This window comes from Stenotrophomonas sp. (assembly GCF_032061965.1).
Classification (GTDB): Bacteria; Pseudomonadota; Gammaproteobacteria; order Xanthomonadales; family Xanthomonadaceae; genus Stenotrophomonas.
Map to the genome: position 1 here is coordinate 39,764 of NZ_DAMBEF010000014.1, position 17,660 is coordinate 57,423.

Consider the following 17,660-nt stretch of genomic DNA (forward strand, 5'->3'; position numbering starts at 1 on the left):
AAGATGGGGGCCTGTCTCGCAAGCGCGTTATCGGATATAACCAAGGCGGCCTTATCTGACCGAGTATCTCAATGGCCCTGACCACCCTCAAATCATTCGATGCCGAGATCAAACAGCTGGAAGCCCAGAAAAAAGCTGGTCGAGAAACGCGACGGGGAGGTGCCCAAGGCGCTCGCCGTGCTCCAAAGGTATGCGAAGGTCCTCAGTCCTGCGCAGCGGCGGCAGGTCGCCAAACTCATCGGGGAATCGATCGACACCCAGCCGGCGCGCGCGCCCAAGGCGACCACTGGATCCTTGAAGGGGCGCAAGCTCGGCAAGGTGGCTCCGAAGTATCGCCTTCCCAGCGGTGAGACCTGGGCGGGCCGTGGTTTGACCCCGAAGGCCTTTAGCGCGTGGGCCAAGTCCGCCGACGGCAAAGCTTGGGCCAAAGCCAACCCGGGTGCAAAGTTCCCGGCGGCCAATGGCGCGGTGACCAAATCGCCAACCAAGGCGGTCAAGAAGGTGACCAAGGCGGTGAAGAAGGCGAGCAAGGCCAAGCCGATGCGGAAGCCCCCCAAGAAGGGCTCGGCGAAGTCTGCTGGCTAACCCCGTGCACAAAGGCCTCGCCAATGCCGGTGCCAAGGCGGTGGCTGCGGCGCACGTGTTGCTCGATATCGCCAATGGAACGCTCTTGCAATAAGAGGCAGGAGCGCGCCTGCGCACCCAGCTGGGACTGCATCTGTCCGCCTTGACGTGCGTCCAACGACTCCGAAGAGGGATGCCTTCAGTGCATTGAAGGCCCCGCCTGATGCGTGAAACGAGCTGGGACGAACCAAGTCAGACTGCGGGCGTTTTTGATCGCATCCCGCAAGGCCAAAACAACCGGCGGGCGTTCCCTCGATCAGCATCGGTGTTCCCCTCCCCGGCGGTGATTTCAACGGATCGGCTGACGGAGCCAGAACGGCAAGTTCTGAGGCCACCACTTTCCTCGTGCGACCCTCCGCATCACCAGCGTCCTGAACGCGTCAGGAGACGGTGCTTGGCCGAGGCGCTTGTGGCGGCCTTGGTTGCACCGGGCATGCGCAGCCACGACGTTCTCTGGCACGTCCTGTCCACCGTCCTGTTGGGCCGTTAGATGCTCGGCAGTGCATTGGACTCCGCGCCCGTTGCTGCCCTTGAGCCCCAGCTCGTTGGGAGAAGTCAGCCACATCGGCAAGCCGCAGTAATAGCAGCGGCCGGCCTGGGCGTGGAAGGCAGAAGTGCGGATGGATTTGAGGCGTTTCTTGCTCATAGGGGCTCCGGAATCAGAAGACGATTCCCGTGCCTCCTATAGGAGAACCTCGGGCACCCGGAGCCTATTGGCTATGCGGGCACAACACCGGCGCTTATGCGACCGGCAGCTGCTGTATATCCCATCCCCAAATTCCGCGCAAGCCCATCGCAAACGTGCGTCCGGTGATAAGGCGGCCTCAACGCGGGCCGCCCTAACCCCAAGCGGCTGCTCTCTAGAGCTGGGTCAGTTGTGCATACATCACATACAAGAACATCGGCAACCCGCTCAGCAGGCCGAACACCCAGAAAGTGCCGATCAGCGTCAGTGGCGTCATGATCCACCACTGCCACCAGGTGAAGCCCACGTCGCGTGCCTGCGCTGCGTGGGCCTCGACCGGGTAACGACGCGCAGCCTTCCGGGTTCCGCGTCTGAACGACCACCGCCTCGGGCTGCTTCTCGAAACGGGGGCTCCGCTGAGGCTCAATGTGTGGCCGAACGCCCAAGATCCAACTCGTCGCGTGATGCAGCCCAAGTAGCTGAGCTCGGGGAGGGAGCTGGTCTTATTGCTAACCAATCATCACAGCCTCAACCCCCATCAACAAAAACGCTTGACAGATACATTGGTGAGCGCTCACTCTTATAACTGTCCGAAGGCAGCGTTGATCGCTCAATCGGTGCGGAAGGTGAAGCAGGGGAACGACCCTGCCCAATACGACGAAAGGAAAACGCCATGACAGACTCGCGTGCGACTGAAGCAGTAAAGAACTGGATCAATGGCAGTTGGAACAAAGGGGGGACGATCAGGCAAGCGGTCAGTCCTTCGACGGGCCAGCCTCTGGGCACCTATTTGGATATCGGCCAAGACGAAGCTCAGCTTGCAATTGAGGCTGCACGTAAGGCCTTTGATACATCGAACTGGCCGACAGAGCGGTCATTGCGTTCCAGAGCCTTAAATGAGTTAGCCGTCGAGGTCGCCAAGCGCGCAAAAACAATGGCGGTCCGCCTCTCTCAGGAAGGGGGCAAGCTGTTGGCTCAGACCGAGTGGGAACTCTCCTTGGCGTCGGAGTGGCTCCGCTATGGCGCGGCAACCGCGCTGCTCCAAACCGGTGGCCGAGCTCTTGAAGCTGCGCCAGGAGTGCACTTCTTCTCCGATCCCGAGCCGCTTGGCGTTGTTGGCGTCATTTCGCCTTGGAACTCCCCGATTATTCTCTCCGTGCGAGCGATAGCTCCGGCGTTGGCGGCCGGGTGCACGGTGGTGCTTAAGCTGCCTCATCAGACGGCACTCACCAACGCGCTGTTCGCCGAGGCGGTCGCAGCCGTTCAATCGCTGCCGCCCGGCGTGCTCAATGTCATCACCGAGACAGGAAGCATTGGCGCATCCCTGCTTGTGGAATCGCCACAAGTGGACATGATCAGCTATACCGGCAGCACAAACATCGGACGAACCATCGCCGCTAACGGCGCAAAAACGCTGAAGCGGCTGAACCTGGAGCTTGGCGGGAAAGCACCGTTGGTGGTATTTGACGACGCCAACCTTGCGGCCGTTGTCCCGCAGATCGTCATGGCCCTCGTCGCGATGAATGGCCAGTTCTGTTGCACAGGTTCTCGTGTCTTGGTTCAGCGGACGGTGGCAGACCGACTGCGGACTGCCCTCATTGAGGCCTATGGCAACGTTCGACTCGGCGAGAGTGAGGACCCACAGGCACAGCTCGGTCCGTTGATCGACAAGGCCAGCGTTGCACGCGTGGACGCAGTGGTTGCCGAATCGGCGTCTTATGCGAATATTCTCGTTCGCGGCGGCCCAGTCGAAGAGGGACCGTTGGCCGCCGGCGCATTCTTCCGTCCAAGTTTGATCGAGGTCGAAGACTTGAACGCTTACGTCGTTCAGAACGAGGTGTTTGGGCCTGTCCAGACGTTCGAGATCTTTGAGGGCGAGGCCGACGCGATTGCGCGCGCAAATGCCACCGAGTTTGGCCTCGCTGCGTCGGTGTTCTCGGAAGACTCATCGCGTTGCCGACGAGTGGGCAAGGCTATCCGGGCCGGCCATATTTGGATGAACTGTTGGGGCGTCATGTCCGAGCAGTTTGAACAGAGCGGATTCAAGCAAAGCGGCATCGGTGTGCTTTGCGGACCTCGCGCCATTGAGCAGTTCCAGGAAATCAAGGTATACGCCACCGGCGCACATTCGTCCGATTCTTGATCGACCTGCCTTGAGCTGGACGTCGGTAGAGCATCTGCGCGGAGGCCAATGAAGGAACTGAACTTCATTGAAGGGAAGATTCGAGCGTTGCGATGGTCTGCTTCAGGCCGGGCAGCAATCGCGCAAGCGAATGCTGCCTGTTGAGCCGGGTCGCCCGTGGAAGTAGTGTTGTTGCTTTGGACAGGACCAATTTTGAGGTGTTGAATGAATGGAGGTGAAGGCAAGCCGCAGCTTGGTCGCCCTGTCAATGAGGGGGCGCGAGAAAAACGCTTGATGCAAATTCTGGATGGAGCGCGGAAGTCGTTTATACACAAGGGTTTCCACGCTTCCTCCCTCTCCGACATAAGCGCCAACGCAAAGGTCAGCGTTGCTAACATCTATCAGTATTTTTCGTGTAAAGAAGCACTTATCCTCACCCTGATCGAACTCGATTTGCAGCGCCATCAGGCCCTGATTGCACGGTTCTGGAACTCAGACTTTAGTCGGCGGACCGTCAAAGAGCTCTTAGCGGACCTCTTCCTCAAGCCGGAAGGACATGCGGTGGCAGTTCTGCGCGCCGAAATTGCGAGCGAAGGGGCGCGCAATCCTCATGTGGCTGGGCTTCTTAGAAGCCACGAGTTGGGCTTGTTGGAAATGTTGCGGGAAGGAATTCGACGTGCTCAGAAAAGGGGGCAAATAACCAGTGGTCTGGACCCTGAAGTCGTTACCGATCGCCTCTCGCTTGTCTTTGAAGGAACAATGAGGTTGTATCTGTTTTCCCCGGACAATGGCGAAGAACTGATAGACAAGTATTACCGCCAATTCGCGGACGCTCTTCATTTGGCTCCGTGAGGGAAACCTCACGATCGACCAGGCGCAGTTGCTGCCCCGGATGGCGACAGCGGTGACCGCCTTGGTGATTTGCGCGTGTCTACACGGGGCGCATGCGCGTGCTCAAGGCCTGCGGAAGCCTAAAAATGAACTCCAGTGCGCACGATTTCCGAGGCCAGGATAGATACTTTGCCAACCAAGGCATCCCGTCCGCGCTGGCTTGTTCGACGAAGAGAACCCCCGGCGCTGCTTGTCCTAAGCGCTCAGCTAAATGGTCGGTCGCGACGCCGGTGGGACAACGTGGTCGAGGCGGCCTTCGCCCCTGTCCTGCATACCGTTCCAGCGTCGCCATCCTACGGGGTCACACCGCTGGCAGATTTCGCTCCAGTCGTGGCCATGGAGCGCACCGAAGAGTTTCGCAAGCGTTTCCATGACCACTTTTTGGGTCGCCTCGGAACCGGCTGCGGCAAATGAACCCCCGTAGTCCTTCATGAAGAGCATGAAGCTCTCAAAGTCGGGGAGGAGCACTTCCACTGTGGTCCGGCCGGTGGGCGAAACAAACGCGAAGAACGAGCCATCTGCTGAGTTCTCGAACATTTCGAGCCGCGGGCCGTGCTCACCTCCATAGTGAGAACCGTTGGGTGAATACCCGGCCCGCGTTAAGCCGGCAATGTCGTTTTCGCCGTCCAACGGCCCCATCAAATTGTGGCCGGTATGCCAATTGCCACGATTAAAGGTGAACTGTCTATTTATCACGGTGTGCTCAATATCAAATACGATGAGTTGCTCGGTCACGGTCGAACGCTGGCGTGGCAGCCGGCACTACTCCATCAGGCAACGCACGATTGGCATAGCCGTCTCAGCCACGAGATGCCTGGGTCGTTTTCACTTCGCGGATGCCAGATCAGGTCGATTTGCAATTCGTCAACGTCGAACGGGAGGTTGCTAACAACGAGGCCGAATGCCGCGGCATAACGCCTGGCGACACCGGCTTGCAGGGAAGCGACAAGTGGAGCGCGAGAAGCCATCGCAAGCAAGGTGATGCCGTTGTGCGATAAGTGGGAGGCTTGTAGCTGCATCGGGGCGTGCCGAAGCAGATGTTCCAAAAATCCAGGCAAGTTTGCACTGTCCGACACGAGCCCGTGCACGGAGGAAAAGTAGTCTTCGGAGGCGATAGGGGTTGCGTAGGCGAGCTGGGACGGATGAAAGCAGCACACGAACTGTTCGCAGTAGAGCATTTCACGGCGCAAGCGTCCGGTATCCTCGCTCACATGCGCGATCGCGAGGTCAATCTTGGCGTCATTCAGCAGGTTTTGGATTGCATGCTCGCCGAGAGGGACGGACTCGATGGTTATTCCAGGAGAGTGTTTGGCGAGGTGCTCAACGAGGAAAGGCATAAGCAACGCTTCGGCCTGGCCGTTCATGCCGAGCCTAAAAATCCGGGTTTCCTCCGCCGGATCGAAGCCGGTAGGAACAACCAACGCGCTTCCAATTTGAACCAACAGGGGATGCAGCCCCTCATGAAGGGCCCTCGCACGGGGAGTTGGTTCCATGACGTGGCCGTTACGAATGAACAGCTCATCGTCGAAAAGCATTCGCAGGTTAGACAGCGCGTGGCTCATCGCGGGTTGACGGATTCTCAGCCTCGTTGCTGCGCGTGTCACGCTCAGCTCTTGCATGAGGGCATCAAAAGCCAGTAGCAGGTTCAGATCGAAGGAACGAAGATTGAAGTGATCGACTGTCATGTCTATGGCGAGGCGGCCCGGTGAGATCCTAACATGGTGACGTTCATCGAACTCATCGATGTGAGTGATGGTTTGTATCGATTTGACGTATGGATACCTCGTAACTAGACTTTTTCGAAAATGCAAAGGCATTGCGCTGGGGTTGCCTGTTCGCTCTTCCCATGCCCGGCATTCGTCACTACTTGGCACACGGCAGCATTCTATGTTTCGACGATCGCGTCCCTTCGTTCCATTTCTTCTGGCATTCACGATGTTCGCCGGGGGCCAGGCATCTGCGGCGCTGCCGAGGTATCCTCAAGCCTACGACGGAAAGATTGTCTTCAGTGCCAACGAGCACCTCTGGTCAGTTCCCCGTGCAGGTGGCACAGCGAATCAGCTGACGAAGGGGCCGGGGACAGATGTATTTCCAAGGGTCTCCCCAGACGGTCGTTGGATAGCTTTCACGGGCATGAATAACGCTGGCAGCGACGTTTGGGTGATGCCGTCGACGGGTGGCGAACCGATCAGGCTGACGCATCACAACGGGCGTGGGCTGGACAACCTTGTCGTCACTTGGTCCCCCGATTCGCAGTTTATCCTCTATCTCAGCCAGCATAGGCAATGGAACCGACTCGTGCGGGAACTCTACCGGGTTCCGGTCGCCGGTGGCTTGCCTGAGGCCATGCCACTTGATAACGCAGTCGGTATGGGCACGTATGGTCCTGACGGCCATACCTTCGCATACAACCGCTTGCTGGCACCCCACGGAAATTGGAAGCGATACAACGGGGGCATGTCGCGTGAGGTGTTCACGTATGACTTTGAAACGCGCAGCAGCCAGCAACTGACTGCATCCGGTGGAATGGATGCGTTTCCAATGTGGCATGGCCAAAAGATTTATTACCTTTCAGACCGGGACAGCAATCGACGCGCGAACATTTGGGTCCTCGACCTCAAGTCCCGCCGAGAAAAGCAGCTCACGTTTTTCACGGACTATGACATCGATACGCCTGCCTTGGGCGGCGATGCAGTCACGTTCCAGCAAGGCGGCAAGCTGTATCGGCTGGACCTGCCCAGCGAGCGCTTAACAGAAGTTCCTGTCTCGCTGCCTGGCGACAACGTGCGGTTGGAGAAGCGGCTGCGTGCGGTGGGCAATCAAGTGCGTGGCGAAGCGATTGTGCGGGATGGCGACCTCGACCTTCCCGATCGAATCAACTACGCGATTTCGCCGGACGGTCATCACGGTTTGTTCTCTGCACGCGGAGACCTGTTCATCGTTCCGACGGGGGAAGGCAAGTCCAGTAACGTCACGCAGACCCCTGCTGCTGAAGAGGATGCTCCAAGTTGGTCCCCGGACGGCAGCAGGATTGCCTACGTCACAGAAGTTGCAGGAACACCTCAAGTGGCCGTCCGTGCTGTCAACAATGGGTCGGAGCGCGTGATCACTCGCTTCGAAAAAGGGTATTTCTTTACTCCAGTCTTTTCTCCCGACGGCCGAAGTCTTAGCTTCAGCGATGGCGATCACCGGCTGTGGCAGGTGGGACTAAGCGGGGGCGCGCCGATCGAGGTGGCCCGAGACAAGCGGCAAGGGATACGAGATCAGGTCTATTCGCCCGATGGTCGCTGGCTGGCCTTCAGCATGGCAGGGACTGCAAAACGTCGCGACATCTACCTCTACGACCTGGCGACGGGACGCACGCATCGCCTTGGGAAAGGGGAGGGGACCGAGGCAAACCCGGCTTGGTCTCCAGACAGCAGGCGGCTCTACTTTACTTCCTCCCGGTATGTGCATGCGGTTCCCTCCGACCAGGAAATCGACTTTGCGATGGTGAAGTCCACTGGTGTCTACGTGGTTGATCTGCCCCAAGATCCGGCGCGAATCGCCCAGGAAGACCTCATGTCGAACGCCACGGTGGTTGCGATTGAGCCCGCCAATATCGTTCAGCTCAACGTCCGCGACGACGGAATTTACTACTTGAGCCAACCGCTTTCGACATTCGACGGCTTCTTGAAGGGCGAGAAATCTGCGCTTCATCGGTTCGATTTTGAGACCGAGCAGGATACGGTCCTCGCAGAAGACTTGGACAGCTACTCCCTAGCTCTCGTGGGGCAGAAGGTTCTGATCAAGAGGGGAGGTGACTACGCGGTGCTGGATGTGCCGCGGGGGCACGTTGGAAAGAAGGAACAGAGCCTAGACCTAAGCGGGCTGAGTATGTTAGTGGATCCGGCCATCGAATGGGCGCAGATGTTCAACAGTGCTTGGCGGCTGCAGCGTGACCTGTTGGTCTCGCAAGAGATGAACGGCCAGGACTGGGATAAGGTCCGCGACAGCTACGCTAAACTCCTGCCGCTGCTTGGATCTCGAGCCGACCTGAACTGGCTCATCGGCGAGATGATGGGGGAGCTGTCGAATTCGCACATGAGCGTCGGCGGCGGCGATGACGGCCACACGGACAGCCGCGCCAACCGACCCCGGCTCGGCATAGACTGGGTGCTCGACCCTGATTCTGGGAGGTATAGGATCTCGAAAATTTTTCCGGGCGATAATACCTTGCCAGAGTATCGCAGTCCGCTAAGACAGCCTGGGTTGGCTGTTAAAGAGGGTGACTATGTCTTGGCTATCAATGGCAAGGAGCTGCAAGCGCCCCTAGTGCCGGACGAACTGTTGCAAGGCCTGGCGGTTTCGGAGCCTGTTGAGCTGACAATTGCTGTCGGGCCAAAAGAGCCGCGCCGCGCCCTGCGTGTCAAGCCGGTCGCAAGCGAAGTGAACCTGCGCGAGCTCGATTGGATCGAACGCAATCGCCAGTCTGTGGAGCGGCTGTCGGACGGCCGAGTGGGCTATGTCTACTTAGCCGATATGGGACAGCACGGGCTGGCACAGTTCACACGCCAATTTTATTCGCAGATGGGTAAGCAGGCATTGGTGCTCGATGTCCGTTGGAACGCTGGTGGCTCCGTGGCCGACTATCTCATCGAGCGCCTGCGCAGGACCCAGGTGGGGTTCAATGGCAATCGCGCCGGAGCAATGGACACCCAGCCTCAAGAGCTTTTAGCCGGACCGAAGGCGGTGCTTATCAATCAGTGGTCGGGTTCGAACGGAGAGTTGTTCCCGTATTTGTTCCAGGAGTATGGGCTCGGCAAGGCTGTTGGGAAGAGGACTTGGGGCGGGCTGCGTGGCTACAATGGCAATGTGCAGCTTGCCGACGGTGGATACATCACCATTCCATCCAGGGCCGTATATGACATGAGAGGACAAGAGGTCGTTGAAAACCACGGGGTAGATCCGGATGTCGAAGTTGAGAACATGCCGGCCGATATTTTGGCAGGCCACGACGCTCAACTGGAGGCTGCTGTGAAGTTGATGGTGGACGCGATCGCGGACTGAGCAAACGGACTGTCAGAGCGTGGGGCTGAATAACGGCGCGTCTAGATTGGGAACTGGAGTTGCCGTCGGCATTGCTCTCAATTGGACTAGGCCGACGGCTGTTGCCGCTGTAGCGGTTGGATGGGCTCACAGCCACGTGACGTGGCGGCGTTTTTTAATCTGGTATGGAGGCCGAGTCGATGGACGTAATCGGGTGGTCCGATTTTTGCAAAGTGGAGATCAGGGTCGGTCGCGTCATTGCCGTCGACTCGTTCCCAGAAGCAAAAAATCCGGCATACAAACTTAAGATCGATTTCGGTGAAGAGGTCGGCATCCGGAAGTGCAGTGCTCAGATCACGACGCTCTATTCTCTGGAGTCACTTGTAGGAAAGAACGTCGTGGCGGTCGTGAACCTCCCCGATAAGCAAGTTGGGCCATTTATGTCCCAATGTTTGGTGCTTGGTTTTCATGATGCTTGCGGAAACGTCAGCCTATGCGTGCCCGAGCACCCAGTGCCGCTGGGTGCCCGGCTGCTATGAAGTTCTTTTGAAACTACTATCCCCTCGGATCGCGATGCCCGTGGTTGCGACCAGCGAGCCGACGTCCGCTCCGCGGCCCCTTCTGGTCTCGGTCTTCTCGAAAGGTCGAAATGAGCCTGTTCAAACGCAGGGACTTAGGAGGCTCACGTGCCCAGCGGCAAGGGTGCAGGTGAGCCTTCAGATGCCTGGGTTCGGCAGTGCTTGACGGCCCCAGCGGGGTGGGAGTCGAGCGTTCTGGGGTTGTCGCGCTTGCAGGTGGCCCCCGAGGGCCCAACTGGACCGCATAGCGGCCCCAGGAGGTCGGTTCGACAGCCGCTGCTCGATGTCCCCTGTCTCCCTCGCTTTTGCGACCAGCTGTGGTGGCGTGAACTCCGAGCTTCCGTATCAATCAAGAGTTGTGGTGCTCGGTGGTTCGGGTCGAGAGCCCCCATGGCATATGCAATCCCCTTTGCTCGAATCGCTTGCCCGAGTTCCCGGTAATGCCGACCTAACTGGGTGTCAAACCGTAGGCGCTGCCGGTGTCCGAGCGCGGCGGCGAAGTCAGAACCGCTACGGAAAAGTAGATGCCGCCAGCGAGCACGGTCTTTACGGCCTCCAACAACTCGGCTTGGTCTGCGGTTTTGGTGAGGTAGCCCCGGGCGCCCCACCGGACCGATGAGGCCGCTTCGCCCAGGTCACCACGCCTTGTTCGTGTCATCAATGGACATGTAGGAAAATGGGCCATACAGACGGTGCACCAAAACACGCTGCACTCCAGGTCAATTAGCAGATTGGGTCGGGCGAATGGTCAGCTCGCTGGTGTCCACGTTCGCCGGTGCTGCGATGACGTGCCTGACCGCCACGGCGATGTCGGATGGTTGCAGCGCGATGGCGCGGTAGCTATCCATCGCCTCGCGCGTCTCGGCGTGCGTGATGGACGCGGCGAGCTCGCTCTCGACGACGCCGGGATTGACGCAGGTCACTCGAATGCAAGAGCTCTCCTGCCTCAGCCCATCAGAGATGGCTCTTACTGCGAACTTCGTCGCGCAGTAGACTGCTGCAGTGGGGACGACCTGGTGGGCTCCTATGGAGCCGACGTTGATGATCTGGCCGCTGCCCTGACGCTCCATGATGGGCAACACTGCACCAATGCCCCAGAGCACGCCTTTGATGTTTACATCGACCATTTGTTCCCATTCATCGAGCTTGCCCGCCGACAGTGGGGAGAGGGGCATCACCCCAGCGTTGTTGATCAGAACGTCTACTCGCCCCCAGGTGTCCATCGCTTCTTGAACAAAGGCATGCATGGACTGGCGATCGGTAACGTCCAACTCACGGCCCTGGGCGATGCCACCCGACCAACGGATCTCATTGGCGATCTCGTCTATCTTTGAACGCCGCCGGGCGCCAAGCATGACTTTGGCGCCGGCCTTCCCCAAATCTCTTGCAATGGCCTCGCCGATGCCGCTGGACGCGCCGGTGATCAAAATAACCTTGTTCATGGCCAACTCCGTAGAAAGGAGTCGCAACGATAGATGGGGGCGATTGGTTATGGCATCCTTGGGCGCTTGACGCATTGTTTAGTGGGAGTAACCAGTGTCCCTTGACATGAACTTGGTGCCTCTTTTTCTGGCGGTGGCTGAGGAAAGGAACTTTAGAGCGGCGGCAGACCGGCTTGGACTGACCCGTTCGGCAGTCAGCCAAGCGATCCGGAAGTTGGAAGACGCGCGTGGCATTGCGCTGTTAACGCGGACGACTCGCTCAGTGCGTTTGACGGAAGCAGGAGAGAACTTGCGAGACGCGCTGACTCAGCCGTGGTCCGACATACAGCAGGCACTTGAGTTCAGTTCAAGCGACGCCGCTCCCAAGGGTCGGCTGCGCGTGGCGGTGACGTCCATTGCGGAAAGGTTCTTGGCAGGTCCGCTGCTCGCTTCGTTTGCCGCCGCCTACCCTGGTATCTCCATCGATATCACCGTCACAGACGAGGAGTTCGATATCGTTGCTGGCGGTTACGATGCCGGGGTCCGGCTGGGGGAGGTCATCGAGCTGGATATGGTGGCAGTGCCACTGACGGGAGAGCAGCGAGAGGTGGCAGTGGCCTCGCCTGGCTACCTGGCTACACACGGACGGCCCCGTCATCCAAAGGACTTGGTCAACTTCCGATGCATTGGTTGGCGGCCTTCGCCGATGGCCGCACCTTACAAATGGGAGTTCAGTGAAGGCGACGTGCCGTTCAGCGTAGCGGTCAATCCGCAGATCACAACCAATGACCTGCGGTTGATGCTGCGAACAGCGGTCGCGGGCGGGGGGATCACGTTTGCCCCTGAGGCCACCTTCCGTCCATACATAGACGCGGGCCAACTCGAGCCGTTGTTGGGCGACTTCTTGCCTCCCTTCAAGGGATTTTTCCTCTATTTCCCCCAGCGCCGCAACATGCCTCCGAAGCTGCGGGCGCTGGTGGACCATATTAAAAAGTGGCGAGAGGAATGACCGAGTCGACTGCAACGGCTTTGCTTGCACAGGCGCGGAACGCTTCAGCACAGCGATCCAGCTGCCGCACGCGTCGTATTGCAATCAAAGCGGCGGGGTCCCGGCAGACGCCCAATGAGCGTCTGCCCGACGGCCTACCTGCCAAAGGCTGCGGGCGGCACGTCGCCTCTCTGGGGATAAGCGGGCAGTGGCGCTGGAGCTGTGAGGCCAGCAGGAGCGGCTCGCTTCAGAAGTTCTGCCACCGCCGTCTCCAAATGTCGATCGGATCCCGGATCAAAATCCTCAACGCTCGGCACTATCTCAATGTCTGGAGAAACGCCTTCGTTCTCGATCAGCCAATGTCCCGAAGTGGAGGCAAGCGAATCCTTCGGGATGGTGATGCGCGTGCCATCCATCAGAGTCATGAAGCCCTTGATGCCCTGAACGCCGCCCCATGTGCGCTGACCGATGATCGGTCCTAGACCATACTGGCGGAAATAGTAGGGGAACTGGTCGCCATCGGATGCAGAGTGTTCGTTGGTCAAGACAGCCATGGCGCGAGGTGCGACAAACAGCGGCAAGGGCTCGATACCTCCCTGGCGGTTCACAAACAGCCCAGCGTGAACGCGCCGGAGGATGCTGAGAATGGCTTGGCTGGTAAAGCCGCCGCGATTCCAGCGAACGTCAAAAATCAGTCCCTCTTTGTCCAGTTGGCCTTGAAACTGACGAACGAAATCCTCTGAGCCTGCGTCCGCGAAATCGCTCAGGAAAACGTAGCCCAGCTTCCCATCAGAAAGCGCGGAGACACGTTCCCGATTGGTGCGAATCCAATCGTAGAGGCGAAGGTTATAGTCATTCTGCAAGGGCGTCACGGTCACGTGCCTCGATTGGCCGCCAGCTTGGTCTGCAATCGTCAAGACTACAGGGCCAGTCTTGCCTACCAAAAGTTCGTCGGGATCTGCGGGCACCTTTAATGGCTGTCCATCAATGGCCAGCACAAACGTGCCCGGTTGGACACCGACACCGGTGTCCGGCGAGAACAGCGGTGCCCGGAACTTCGCGCGGCTTGGGTCGCCTTGGAGGACCGACCGCAGGTAGTAGCGACCGCTTTCCTTGTCGAGTGCAAAATCGGCTCCCAGCCTCCCTGTTGGAGGTTGTTGAGCCGTGCCGAGGGTCGATCCGGCGACGAACGCGTGAGAAGTGGCCAACTCACCCTGCATCTGCCGCATCAGGTAGTTGAAGTCGTCTTGCGAGCCCAACAAGGGAAGGAATTTGCGGTAACGGGCGCGGACCTGAGACCAATCGCTTCCGTTCATGGACGGACTGAAGAAGAGATCACGGTCGAGCATCCACGCGTAGTCGAACGAAGAAGACCAAGATTTGCGTGGTTCAACATCGACCTTGAAGCCCGCCAAGTCCAACTGGTGAGCCCTTGGGTGGGGTATACCCAAGTCGACCGCGTAGAGGTTGCTACCTCGTCCAATCACGGCCGGACCTCCCCGGTCAGAAATCGCCACAGTCTCCACCTCTTCCAAGACCTGCTCGTCTTTAGCGCGCGCGAGGTCATATGCCCTCAGTTGAGAGGCGCTGGAGGGATCTTCTCCATTGAGAAGTTCTGTCGGACGCTGTGAATAATAGAGAACGTTGGCGCGGCGATGCAGCGAAACTATCCGTCCTCCAGTCACGGGGAGAGCGAATGCAGATGGGGGAGATCCATTTTTTTGGAGATGTGCAAGGCGGATCCCATAGAGCCCGTCAGAGGCGATTGTTGCGAACGATGCTTCGTCCCCGCGATCAGAGGTAAGCGGACGCTCGTGCCGCCGAGAGACGAAGTAGACGGTCTGGGAGTCTTCCGAAAAGACGGGGAGCCGATCGCTCTCCATGGGGGAGCTCACCTCTATTTCCTTGCCGGTAGAGATCTCATGAAGCCGAATCGCTGAGACCCCGGTTTCCCGGGTGGTGCTATAAGCCAGCCATCGACCGTCCGGGGAAAACGCCCCGTCCCGAATCTCTCGCTTGGTGCTCGCATGAACCAGGCGGAGCGAGCCCTTCCCCCGAGGCACTAACCACAGTTCGTTGCCAGCAGAGGCCAGGGCCAGCCAGCGAGCATCTGGGGAAAACGTAGGGCGGTAAAGCACGCCAGACGCAAACCGCGTCAAGATTTTTTCAGACCCACCGTTACTCGGCTTGATAGCCAACTGCTGCGCGCGACCGTCGTGGGTGATGTAGGCCAACCACTCGCCATCGGGGGACAGGGCAGGATGCTGCTCGTAAACGTCCGGCGTTTGGGTGAGGTTTCGGGTGCTCCCCGAGGCCAGGTCATAGGTGAAGAGCTCGCCGAGGGCGGATGCCACCAGCGTGGACGGGCTCACCCCGAAATCCGTGACACCGGAAACGTCCGTGGTCTGGACCAAGGCGCTGGCATCCACTGCCCGAACGCGCGTGCGCGTCTGATCGTTGGGCACGTTAATGGCGATGGCACGCAGCTTGGCATCATCGAGGCCAAAAGCCCAAAGCCGCCCGCCCTGCTGGAAAGTGATGCGTCCACCACCGAGCGACGGGGTGTCGATGTCAAAATCCGCAAAATGGGTGAGTTGTTCGAAGCGCTCCGTGTCGAAGCTATAGCGCCACAGGTTCATTCGAAAACCGGGCCCACGATCGGACAAGAAATAGAGGTTCCGACCATCCCACATTGGGGCCGTGTCGGTGCCCTTCCAATCGGTTACGCGGCGCAGGGCTTTTTTTGCTGTCTCATAGACGAAGATATCTTCCGCTTGACCGCCGACGTATCGCTTTCTTGCAGCCAAGCTTGTAAACGTGCGGGTGTAGGCTATCGAAGACCCGTCAGGGGAAAATGCCAAGGATCCGGCCTGATCCATGGGGAGTTTGGCCGCAAGGCCTCCGGCGATAGGGACAATGAACGCCTGGATCTGTTTTGAGCTGACCGACTCGCGGTCGGACAGGAACACCACCTCGTCGCTTTTAGGGGTCCAGGCGACCACCAAATTTCCGGCTGGCGATATGCGGCCGTCAAACGTTAGGCGTCGAGGTGTCCCGCCCGCAGTTTGGACCACGTAGACGTCCTTGCGTCCGCCGGTCTGCTGCGTGTAAGCCACCCACTTGCCATCCGGGGACAGCTGGGCTGCGCCGATGCCGTCCCGACCCTCGATCAGTCGACTCGCCTTGCCCCCGTCCTTCGGCGCGATCCAAAGGTCACCTCTGGCGACGAATGCCACCTGCTCAGCACTGCTGCTGGGGAAGCGAATTAGCGGGGTGGGGGAGGCAACCGCCGTGCCGGCGAAAAGGAGTGAGGCAAGCGCGCAGCCGCGGGCGCGGCCACTGAGCAGAATGTTCGAAATCATCATAGGAAGCCGCAGGGATCGAGCGCTGCTGCCTTCCCTTGTCGCTTGGCGCTCTATCAAATTCGGAGGACTCTCCTCCTGAGTGCCCTCTTGAACATAGCACGCTCATGTTCATCTATCCAAATAGGCGTGGTTCCGCTCGCGGGGCTGGGGCTGCGCTAAGAAGCGGCATTTCTAGCTGCGGGCCGACAGGAACTCAGCTCCGTTGTTTCCTGCGACGATCGTAAAGTTTGGTGTCCGCGCGGTTGATGGTGTCCGCGACAGACTCCGAGGGGCGGCCGATGGCGCAACCGCCGGAGAACCGGATCGGCGCGTCGCCGGCGCGCTCTTGGTAGGTGTCTTCCAGCACGCGCAAACGCTCCAGCGTCGCGCCAGGGACGAACACCAAGAACTCGTCGCCCCCAAGCCGAACCACCGCCTCTTCGCCTTGGAGGGGGACCGACAAGAAGGCAACGAAGTCGACAAGGACCTTATCGCCTTGGGCATGGCCTCGGGTGTCGTTGATCTCCTTGAAGTGATCCAGGTCGAACACCAGGCAGCCCCAAGCGTCCAACTGACGTTGAGCGAGCTCGGTGAGATAGCGTCGGTTGAAGCATCGGGTCAACGGGTCCCGGATGGCCAGCTCTTGGAGTTGTTGCTCTTGCAGGTGTTGCGTGGTGATGTCCTGGGCATGCCCCAGAACGTAGGGAGGATCCGCCTCCGTATCCAGGACGTTATGGTAGGCCCAGAAGCGCTGAGACCCATCGGAGGCAACAAGTTCCATCACTCCTGAGTCGCTCTGATCTTCTTTGATCTTGGCCAGGTAGGCATGGAGTTGCATCCGCCTGTCCGGCGGAAGGATCTCTGACAGCGGCTGGCCGATGAGCTCTTGCTCTTCCCGACCCAGTGAAAGGGAGGCGGCCGGGTTGATGGACGTGATAGTGCCCTCAAGGGTGTGCGTGCAGATCAAACCCATGCTGTGCTGAAACAGCCGACGGTATTTAGATTCGCTCAGCGCCAACGCGTCGCTGGCGGAGCGCTGAAGCGACACGTCTTGAACCGCCCCGATCAGGCGCGTGCCACGGTCGTCTTGGAGGCGCTGTCCGACGACATGAACCCATATCCGCTCTCCGTCAGCCTTGGTGGATGGCACCGTCAGGTCGATCGGGGTGCCGTGCTCGGCGCAGCTGGCGAGAGCGGTTTGTATGGGTCCCTGCGCCGATTCAGGGTAGAAGGAGAGCGCCGACTCCAAGGAGGGAGACGCATAGATCACCCCATGGATCAGGCGGGTCTGTTGGGTCCACTCCAGCTCGTTGGTATCAACGTTGAGCTCCCAGCCACCCACCTTGGCCACGGCGTTGGTCTGTTCGAGCAGCGCTTGGCTCATCTGCAGGTCGCCGTGCAGTCGAGTAGCCTCGGACACCCGATCGAGCAGCTGTGCCCGTTGTTCCATCCCCACGGCAGCTGCCTCGGCCAAGCACTGAAGGACATCCCTCTGGCGGGGTGTCAGTTTGCCAGTCATTTGGCTCAGCAGACACAAGGTGCCCACCCGATGGCCGCCGGCCACTTGAATCGGTGCTCCCACGTAGTGCCGGACGTGAGGAGCGCCCAGCACCAATGGGTTTTTGCAGAACTTGGGATCGATGGAAGCGTCTTCCACCTCAAAGATCTCTTCTGAAAGGATTGTCCACGTGCAGAAGGAAATGTCGCGTGGAGTCTCACGGACGCCCTCCAGCCCGGTTTGGGCTTTGAACCATTGACGGCCCTCGTCCACCAGTGAGATCAGCGCGATGGGCATCTCTGCTGCCGATCGCGCAGCCCGGGTGAGCGCATCAAAAAACGGCTCGGGGTCTGAATCCAGGATATTCAACGAGTGCAAGGCAGACAGACGGGCTTGCTCGATCATTGGAGTCCCTCTTTGGCTGGAGGCAGACAAGACGGTAAGGGTAGGGACATGTCAGCTGGTTTTCCGTGAACGGCAT

12 protein-coding genes and 1 pseudogene are annotated in these 17,660 nt (G+C 59.3%); 6 read left to right on the forward strand and 7 right to left on the reverse strand.

Translation table 11 applies throughout. The annotated features are described in order from the left end of the window. The first annotated feature begins 99 nt into the window (after positions 1-99). Entirely contained in the window at positions 100-585 is a 486-nt protein-coding gene (locus RT460_RS09385) for an H-NS family nucleoid-associated regulatory protein (RefSeq protein ID WP_313318608.1), read from the forward strand. A 328-nt stretch (positions 586-913) separates the two neighbouring features. Here RT460_RS09385 and RT460_RS09390 read toward each other — a convergent pair whose 3' ends face one another. Together RT460_RS09390 and RT460_RS09395 are read right to left on the reverse strand one after the other, a co-directional pair. Then, positions 914-1,270 carry an HNH endonuclease gene (locus RT460_RS09390; protein WP_313318609.1) on the reverse strand — a complete coding sequence of 119 codons (357 nt, stop codon included), beginning with the start codon at positions 1,268-1,270 and terminating at the stop codon, positions 914-916. Between the two features lie 214 nt (positions 1,271-1,484). Beyond that, a pseudogene (locus RT460_RS09395) lies at positions 1,485-1,682 on the reverse strand (hypothetical protein); the annotation flags it as partial. Between the two features lie 300 nt (positions 1,683-1,982). Between RT460_RS09395 and RT460_RS09400 the strand changes: the two are divergent. Both RT460_RS09400 and RT460_RS09405 read left to right on the forward strand, forming a co-directional pair. Further along, positions 1,983-3,452 carry an aldehyde dehydrogenase family protein gene (locus RT460_RS09400; RefSeq protein WP_313318610.1) on the forward strand — a complete coding sequence of 490 codons (1,470 nt, stop codon included), beginning with the start codon at positions 1,983-1,985 and terminating at the stop codon, positions 3,450-3,452. Positions 3,453-3,656: 204 nt separating this feature from the next. Next, positions 3,657-4,283, forward strand: coding sequence for a TetR/AcrR family transcriptional regulator (locus RT460_RS09405; RefSeq protein WP_313318611.1), 627 nt, complete (start codon positions 3,657-3,659; stop codon positions 4,281-4,283). A 246-nt stretch (positions 4,284-4,529) separates the two neighbouring features. Here RT460_RS09405 and RT460_RS09410 read toward each other — a convergent pair whose 3' ends face one another. Together RT460_RS09410 and RT460_RS09415 are read right to left on the reverse strand one after the other, a co-directional pair. After that, positions 4,530-5,057 (reverse strand): hypothetical protein, encoded by a 528-nt coding sequence (locus RT460_RS09410; RefSeq protein ID WP_313318612.1) that lies wholly within the window; start codon positions 5,055-5,057, stop codon positions 4,530-4,532. Positions 5,058-5,092: 35 nt separating this feature from the next. Beyond that, positions 5,093-6,007 (reverse strand): LysR family transcriptional regulator, encoded by a 915-nt coding sequence (locus RT460_RS09415; RefSeq protein WP_313318613.1) that lies wholly within the window; start codon positions 6,005-6,007, stop codon positions 5,093-5,095. Positions 6,008-6,455: 448 nt separating this feature from the next. On the opposite strand from RT460_RS09415, the gene RT460_RS09420 reads away from it, so the two are divergent. Further along, the gene (locus tag RT460_RS09420) at positions 6,456-9,371 is read left to right on the forward strand and encodes a S41 family peptidase (protein ID WP_313318614.1); all 2,916 of its coding nucleotides are present in this window, start codon (positions 6,456-6,458) and stop codon (positions 9,369-9,371) included. Positions 9,372-9,550: 179 nt separating this feature from the next. Then, positions 9,551-9,889 (forward strand): tRNA-binding protein, encoded by a 339-nt coding sequence (locus tag RT460_RS09425; RefSeq protein ID WP_313318615.1) that lies wholly within the window; start codon positions 9,551-9,553, stop codon positions 9,887-9,889. A 758-nt stretch (positions 9,890-10,647) separates the two neighbouring features. Here the strand turns inward: RT460_RS09425 and RT460_RS09430 are convergent. Beyond that, the gene (locus RT460_RS09430; RefSeq protein WP_313318616.1) at positions 10,648-11,370 is read right to left on the reverse strand and encodes an SDR family oxidoreductase; all 723 of its coding nucleotides are present in this window, start codon (positions 11,368-11,370) and stop codon (positions 10,648-10,650) included. A 94-nt stretch (positions 11,371-11,464) separates the two neighbouring features. Here RT460_RS09430 and RT460_RS09435 point away from each other — a divergent pair, with 94 nt between their 5' ends. Next, entirely contained in the window at positions 11,465-12,358 is an 894-nt protein-coding gene (locus RT460_RS09435) for a LysR family transcriptional regulator (protein WP_313318618.1), read from the forward strand. Positions 12,359-12,492: 134 nt separating this feature from the next. On the opposite strand, the gene RT460_RS09440 is transcribed toward RT460_RS09435, so the two are convergent. Both RT460_RS09440 and RT460_RS09445 read right to left on the reverse strand, forming a co-directional pair. After that, positions 12,493-15,699, reverse strand: coding sequence for an LpqB family beta-propeller domain-containing protein (locus tag RT460_RS09440; protein WP_313318619.1), 3,207 nt, complete (start codon positions 15,697-15,699; stop codon positions 12,493-12,495). A 196-nt stretch (positions 15,700-15,895) separates the two neighbouring features. Next, positions 15,896-17,584, reverse strand: a complete 1,689-nt coding sequence (locus RT460_RS09445; RefSeq protein WP_313318621.1) for a diguanylate cyclase — start codon at positions 17,582-17,584, stop codon at positions 15,896-15,898. Between the last annotated feature and the right edge of the window lie 76 nt (positions 17,585-17,660).

What these genes read in the sequence shown, in the direction of transcription:
- RT460_RS09385 (WP_313318608.1), top strand. Translation starts at nt 100, where the DNA reads ATGCCGAGATCAAACAGCTGGAAGCCCAGAAAAAAGCTGGTCGAGAAA.
- RT460_RS09390 (WP_313318609.1), bottom strand. Translation starts at nt 1,270, where the DNA reads ATGAGCAAGAAACGCCTCAAATCCATCCGCACTTCTGCCTTCCACGCC.
- RT460_RS09400 (WP_313318610.1), top strand. Translation starts at nt 1,983, where the DNA reads ATGACAGACTCGCGTGCGACTGAAGCAGTAAAGAACTGGATCAATGGC.
- RT460_RS09405 (WP_313318611.1), top strand. Translation starts at nt 3,657, where the DNA reads ATGAATGGAGGTGAAGGCAAGCCGCAGCTTGGTCGCCCTGTCAATGAG.
- RT460_RS09415 (WP_313318613.1), bottom strand. Translation starts at nt 6,007, where the DNA reads ATGACAGTCGATCACTTCAATCTTCGTTCCTTCGATCTGAACCTGCTA.
- RT460_RS09420 (WP_313318614.1), top strand. Translation starts at nt 6,456, where the DNA reads ATGAATAACGCTGGCAGCGACGTTTGGGTGATGCCGTCGACGGGTGGC.
- RT460_RS09425 (WP_313318615.1), top strand. Translation starts at nt 9,551, where the DNA reads ATGGACGTAATCGGGTGGTCCGATTTTTGCAAAGTGGAGATCAGGGTC.
- RT460_RS09430 (WP_313318616.1), bottom strand. Translation starts at nt 11,370, where the DNA reads ATGAACAAGGTTATTTTGATCACCGGCGCGTCCAGCGGCATCGGCGAG.
- RT460_RS09440 (WP_313318619.1), bottom strand. Translation starts at nt 15,699, where the DNA reads ATGATTTCGAACATTCTGCTCAGTGGCCGCGCCCGCGGCTGCGCGCTT.
- RT460_RS09445 (WP_313318621.1), bottom strand. Translation starts at nt 17,584, where the DNA reads ATGATCGAGCAAGCCCGTCTGTCTGCCTTGCACTCGTTGAATATCCTG.